The sequence below is a fragment of the Desulfamplus magnetovallimortis genome (genome assembly GCF_900170035.1).
Lineage (GTDB): Bacteria > Desulfobacterota > Desulfobacteria > Desulfobacterales > Desulfobacteraceae > Desulfamplus > Desulfamplus magnetovallimortis.
Genome location: NZ_LT828542.1, coordinates 117647 through 123929 on the forward strand (window position 1 = coordinate 117647; position 6283 = coordinate 123929).

Annotated in this window: 5 protein-coding genes; 4 read left to right on the plus strand and 1 reads right to left on the minus strand. The window is 39.9% G+C overall.

Annotation, left to right across the window (positions count from 1 at the left end; genetic code table 11):
- Positions 1-70: 70 nt before the first annotated feature.
- The 3 genes from MTBBW1_RS07310 (at position 71) to MTBBW1_RS07320 (ending at position 2249) form a co-directional block, all read left to right on the plus strand.
- Positions 71-670: an NAD(P)H-dependent oxidoreductase gene (locus tag MTBBW1_RS07310; protein ID WP_080801341.1), complete on the plus strand. Its 600-nt coding sequence runs from the start codon at positions 71-73 to the stop codon at positions 668-670.
- Between the two features lie 82 nt (positions 671-752).
- Positions 753-1640, plus strand: a complete 888-nt coding sequence (locus MTBBW1_RS07315; protein WP_186441140.1) for an ankyrin repeat domain-containing protein — start codon at positions 753-755, stop codon at positions 1638-1640.
- Between the two features lie 123 nt (positions 1641-1763).
- Positions 1764-2249 carry a DUF3124 domain-containing protein gene (locus MTBBW1_RS07320; protein WP_080801346.1) on the plus strand — a complete coding sequence of 162 codons (486 nt, stop codon included), beginning with the start codon at positions 1764-1766 and terminating at the stop codon, positions 2247-2249.
- A 365-nt stretch (positions 2250-2614) separates the two neighbouring features.
- On the opposite strand, the gene MTBBW1_RS07325 is transcribed toward MTBBW1_RS07320, so the two are convergent.
- A complete protein-coding gene (locus MTBBW1_RS07325; protein WP_186441141.1) occupies positions 2615-5350 on the minus strand; it encodes a hybrid sensor histidine kinase/response regulator in 2736 nt (911 codons plus the stop codon).
- Between the two features lie 535 nt (positions 5351-5885).
- Between MTBBW1_RS07325 and MTBBW1_RS07330 the strand changes: the two genes are divergently transcribed.
- Positions 5886-6197 carry a hypothetical protein gene (locus MTBBW1_RS07330; RefSeq protein WP_080801351.1) on the plus strand — a complete coding sequence of 104 codons (312 nt, stop codon included), beginning with the start codon at positions 5886-5888 and terminating at the stop codon, positions 6195-6197.
- Positions 6198-6283 lie beyond the last annotated feature (86 nt).

A 6283-nucleotide genomic window follows, 5' to 3' on the forward strand; every position in this document is an offset into this window, starting at 1 on the left:
TGTTCTATATTTATCAGAATGTCAATGAACCTGATTCATTTCAAAAAATCAAAGAAAAAAGGAGAGAGCCATGACAAACATATTTATAATAAATGCCCATGAACCATACCCGTTTTCTGCAGGCCGCCTCAACCAGACCCTTGTTGAAAAAGCCACAGCAAATCTTGAGCACAAAGGCTACAGCATCCGTACAACCTCCATGCAAGATAACCATGAGGTTGAAAAAGAGATTGAAAAACACATGTGGGCGGATGTGGTGATTCTCCAGACACCATGCAACTGGATGGGTGTCCCCTGGACATTCAAGAAGTATATGGACACTGTTTATACATCTGGGATGGATGGAAGACTCTGCACCGGTGATGGCCGCACAAGGCAGGATGACTCTGTGCAGTATGGCTCAGGCGGAACACTTACCGGAAAAAAGTATATGATCTCTGTAACATTCAATGCCCCAAAAGATGCATTTAACAATCCTGAAAACAAATTTTTTGCAGGCAAAGGGCTTGATGACCTGTTTTTGCCGGCGCATCTCAATTTTAAATTCTTTGGAATGACACCACTTGAGACTTTTGCCTGCTATGACGTACTTAAAAATCCTGATGTTGAAAATGATTTTAAACGGTTTGAAGATCACCTGAACAAGCTCTTTCCAGCAATTGCAAAGTAAACGGGCATGATTGATTACGTATCAATCACCCCCAAATATAAAAATGATAGTCATTTTCACGGTAAAAAATAAGGAAAAAAACATGTCGTTCAAAACAATGAGATTTAAAATTTGGATTATCACATCTGTATTTATCTTTTCCGTTTTGCCACAACTATTTGCGGAAACCGGGGAGCTGAACAAACAACTTATCACTTTTATTAAAAAAGGAAATATTGAAAAAGTTAAAGAGATCATTTCACAAGGTGCTGATATCAATCGTATAGACCCAACTGGCAAATCACCTCTCATATATGCCATTGACAATAATGATCCTAAAATTGTGGCTCTGCTCATTGAAAACGGAGCAAATGTAAACGCATGGTATCCAGCAGGTACTCCCCTACATGTAGTTGCACTTGGCGGAAACACTGAAATTGCAAAAATTCTACTAAATCATGGTGCTGCTGTTAATGCAAAGACCAAAGACAATGAAACACCGCTGCACCTTGCAGCAGCAACAGGTCACACTGAAACCGCCCGATTTCTCATTGAACAGGGCGCAAATGTCAATGCAAAAGAGAGCCAGTATGGCCAAACGCCACTTCATCTCATAGCGCTTTCCGGAGATACCAGTACCGGCAAAGTTTTAATTGAGAAAGGAGCTGACATTGCTGCCAAAGATTACGAAGGCCAGACCCCTCTTCACAAGGCTACCCAGCAAGGACAGACAGAAACAGCAAAGCTTCTCATCGAACAAGGTGCAAATGTTAATGTCAAGGATAACCGTTCAGGCCAGACCCCATTGCACTTGATTGCACTGTCAGGAGATATCAAAACTGCGGAGATGCTAATTGAAAAAGGGGCAGATGTTAACATTAAAGATGAAGACGGGCTTACTCCTCTTCAGAAAGCTGTCCGAAGAGGCTATATAAAGATAAAGAACCTTTTGATTACAAATGGTGCAGAAGAAGATGTTGACAAGCCTTAATGAGTGAGTGTGAAACAAATTCTCCTTTTAATTAATGGTAAATTAATGGGGACAGATTTAGAATCTAAACAACCGAGACAGATTTAAAATCTGCCCCCAAAATACGGGACATCTGGATATTTTATGAAAAACATAAAAACTTATGCCTATAAATTATTAATGGTAACCATATACTTTTTTGTTACCTTACCTGCAATTGCTGAAACTGGTTTTGACCTTTCCCAAGGCCAGGCAATTTATGTTCCTGCTTATTCTCATATTTATATTGGGAATACAGAACGCCCGTTCCTTCTTACTGTCACTCTCAGCGTCCGAAATATAGATCTGGCGCACCCCATTGAAATCACAACAGTTGATTACTATGAAACACAGGGTCATATATTAAAAAAATATCTCAAAGAGCCATTAACCCTGAAACCTCTGGAATCTATCCGGTATGTTGTTCCGGAAAAGGATGAAACCGGAGGTTCAGGTGCAAATTTTATTGTTGAATGGAAATCACAAAGCTCAGTGAATCCTCCTGTTATCGAATGCATTATGATAGGTACACAGGGACAGCAAGGGATATCTTTCACGTCAAGGGGTGTTGCAATTACTCCATCGAAATAACAATCTTTCCATACCAAATATACTCAAAATCGAAATTTTATTTTTTTTGGGCATCTTTCATTTATCGGTTTACACTTTTTTTGAACCATGATTTTCTTGATTACAGGATTACCTTGATTATAATCATGTTAATCCTGTAATCCTTTTAATCATGGTTCAAAATTTTCAGAAAAGTGTAAACTACTTTTGTAGTCGATATGAAAGATGTCTTTTTTTGAAGCTTTTATTTCATTTATCTAAATTAGGATAATCAGCATAAAAAGGATGTTCGGGGTAGATAATCCTGCTTTATCCTGGTGATCCTGATTCAGACAATATTGAGAAGGTTCAAAAGAATAGGTGTGGACTTTAAGAAATTATGATCTTCACTCTTCACAATCCAAAACTCTACGAACTTCTTTTAACAGAGAAGACATCGAAACAGGCTTCATTAATAATCCCCTGATACCAGTTTTATTTACAATCTCTCTATCCATCCTTTCGCTGTAACCAGTACAGATAATAATCGGCAAACCGGGTCTGATATCAAGCAGTTTTCCAGCAAGTAGATCTCCGGTCATGCCGGGCATTGACATATCCGTTATTACAAGGTCGTAGGCGTCTGGAGAATTTTCAAAGGCTTCCAATGCGTCGGCACTGCTTGTGAAAGCATTAACAGTATAACCAACCCTTTCAAGCATCTGTTTTCCAAGATCGGCTATGACTGTATCATCATCAACAAGAAGTATTCTTTCTATTCTTTCTGTCTCACTCCAATCTCTGCACTGCACAGCACTCGTACTGGAGACTTGTTTTCTCTCAATCAGGGGAAAATATATTTCAAAGGTTGTTCCTTTGCCGATTTTGCTATCTACCCTGATATCTCCTCTGTGTTCTCTCACAATACCATACACCACTGCAAGACCAAGCCCTGTACCCTTACCTGTCATTTTTGTAGTGAAGTATGGATCAAAAATTCTTTTCAAATTTTCAGATGGAATACCCACACCATTGTCTGCAACAGAGAGCCTCACATATCTCCCTGGCTGGATTGTCATCTCTGCTGTTTCAACAGAACCTAATACAACTTCTCTTACCTGAACCATAATCTGCCCACCCTTCTCTTCCACGGCATGGTAGGCATTTATGATGAGATTCATACCTATCTGATGAAGTTGCGTTGAATTTGCCATTACATCTGCACAATCCTGCTGGAGATCATTTAGAATTTCTATGTTCATGGGTATTGTTGCACGACTGAGTTTTATAACCTCTTTTATTACCTGCTCCACCTTTGTGGGAATCAGCATGTTGTCCTGCTGCCGGCTGAAGGCAAGTATCTGTTTTACGATGTCCACAGCTCGCTTGCCGGCACAAAGAATCTCCTGGGCGTTTGCCCTTTCCGGACTTCCAGGTGGCAGGTCTTCTGTCAGCATCTCGGCAAAACCTACAATAGGAAAGAGGATGTTGTTGAAGTCATGGGCTATACCACCAGCCAAACTACCAATGGCTTCCATCTTCTGGGCCTGCTGAAGCTTTAACTGCAAATGTCTTACTTCAGTGACATCTCTGTATGAGGTCAGTGTAGAGAAGCCCCCCTGATCGTTATGAATGGGAACGCTTGAAACATGGTAATATCTTTCTGTTGCAGGGTTTTGAAATTCAATGGCAGTCACCTTTCCCGCAATAACTTTTTCATGAATACACCAGGAACATTTCACACCTGAACCCCAGATAGCCTTATGGCACAGTTGACCTGTGGAATCTTTGCCGAGCCACTTTACCATTGCTGGATTCATGTATTCAATATGCATGTCCGGAGAACAGATGTAGGTAGGATCTTCAAACGCCTCCATCATGGTTCGATACTTTCTTTCACTATGCAACAGCGCAGCCTTGTCCTTTTTTGATTCAGATATATCCAGAACAGTGAAAGTAAACCCCTTTGAGTAGTCATTCAAATCAATTTGGCTTGAACTCATCAGTACATCAATGAGAGTGCCATCTTTTCTTTTCCATCTGCTTTCAACAGTACCTGTTCCGTGTAAAGCTATTTGACGATATTTTTCCCTTCCCACATATTCATATTCTTCGTCAGAGGGGTAGAAAATTCGGGAATTTTTCCCAATCAGTTCCTCTTCTGAATAGCCTGACAGCTCTTCCACACGCTTGTTGACTTTTATAATAATTCTGTTTGAGACCATTCCGATACCGGCAGGAGCCGACCGGAAGATGCTTTCGATCTGCTGATAGTACAGGCGATTCTGCTCCCTGTTTTTTTTCCATTCAGTGATATCATTAATCGATGCTATGAAATAAAGAGGTTTTCCTTCCCCGTCCCGGCGAAGTGTGGTCGCAACATTTGCCCATACCACCGATCCGTTTTTGTGAATATACCTTTTTAAAAATTTGACAGAATCTCTTTCACCAGAAACGATTGAGTCTATTACTTTACTGGATAAATCAACGTCATCGGGATGTGTAACCTTCTGCCATGGGATATTTTTTACTTCTTCCCTGGAATATCCAAGCATTGAACAAAAAGCATTATTTGCATAGAACTCACCGGATGGTAATGCTATGGATATACCAATCATCGAATTGTCAAAAACATATTTGAACTTATCTTCACTCTCACGCAGGGTAATCTCCATCTTTTTTCGTTCTGTGATATCAAGTGACACTGATAAAACCGCCGGAACTTTCTGCAAACCATAATTAAGGGGTTTCAGAGTGTTAAAAAACCAGGTGTCACCCTTGTTCAGTTTGATCAGAATTTCCTGTGTATAGGCTTTTCCCGATTTATAGACGTCCCTGTATAATTTGATTAAATTTTCAGCATAATCTTCCGGAAGAAATTCTTTTATGTTTCTGGAGACAATGGAATGACCTTTACTGTCAGCCATGTTGTATGCTGCATTGTCATTAGCGTAGAGAAAATCCCCCTCAAGGTTTATCACGGAAAGAGTTTCCTGCATTGTATTGGTTATTTGATACAGGATTTCTTCACTTTTGTTGAATTTTTCTTCCATTGCCCCCAGCCTCTGAACCAATGCAGTGTTTTCTCTTTCAAGTGAACGAATGCGGCTGATCAGGGATTCATTAGATTTCATTGTTTCCATAATTAGATATACCTTGATTAAAGTGAAGGCTCTATAAATCGAAATACCTAATAGTGTCATTAATCTCAAAGTCAACAGATATGATCTTGTTAGCCTTGCCAACACTGTCTGAATAAGGATTAACAAGATAAGGCAGGATGATATATCTTGAACATCCTTTTCATCCTTGTTATCCTGATTTAGACAAATGAAATAACTGCCGAAAAAGCCATCAAGATGTATATTCTGAGTTAATAATAAGGTACCCTCCAATGTCAAGGTAAAATCCTGATCTTACTAATAAGAATGGCTGACATTATCTATCTATCACCTTATTATTTTCGACATTATTGTCGTCATATTTAAAAGAATGTCGAAACTCAACATCCTCTAACCTTATCTTTTTCATCAATACAAAAATTTATAAACATCTTAAATTAAACAATAAATTTAGCATTTCAAAAACAAATTTACCTTCTGGCACGCTTCCTGATTATATGTGATGACAAGTTCAGCGAGCATCAAATACTAATCACATTTAAAACAGGAGACTATTATGAAAATTAAATCTGTATTGAAAAAAGCAACTATTATTGGCGCAACTGCTCTCATGATAACAGTTCCAGCATTTGCCGGACATGGCCCCGGAAATGGAACCGGCAACGGTGGAAATGGCCCTGGAGACGGTACTGGCAACGGCCCTGGAGATTGCAGCATTACCCAGTCTGTAATCCACTCACCTATTCTTGCCAGAGGCGGCAATGGTAAAGGCGGACACGGCCCCGGGGATGGCACAGGCAATGGTGGAAATGGTCCTGGGGATGGTTCTGGTAACGGCCCTGGCACAGGAGATTGTCCAAACGCCTGATTGACATAAAATTATGTACTCAAAGTCGACACCTATGATCTTGTAAGCCTTGTCAACACTGTCTGAATCAGGATTCCCAAGATTAA

Excerpts from the sequence above, each read along its gene's own strand:
- MTBBW1_RS07310 (WP_080801341.1), top strand. The coding sequence starts at position 71 with ATGACAAACATATTTATAATAAATGCCCATGAACCATACCCGTTTTCT.
- MTBBW1_RS07315 (WP_186441140.1), top strand. The coding sequence starts at position 753 with ATGTCGTTCAAAACAATGAGATTTAAAATTTGGATTATCACATCTGTA.
- MTBBW1_RS07320 (WP_080801346.1), top strand. The coding sequence starts at position 1,764 with ATGAAAAACATAAAAACTTATGCCTATAAATTATTAATGGTAACCATA.
- MTBBW1_RS07325 (WP_186441141.1), bottom strand. The coding sequence starts at position 5,350 with ATGGAAACAATGAAATCTAATGAATCCCTGATCAGCCGCATTCGTTCA.
- MTBBW1_RS07330 (WP_080801351.1), top strand. The coding sequence starts at position 5,886 with ATGAAAATTAAATCTGTATTGAAAAAAGCAACTATTATTGGCGCAACT.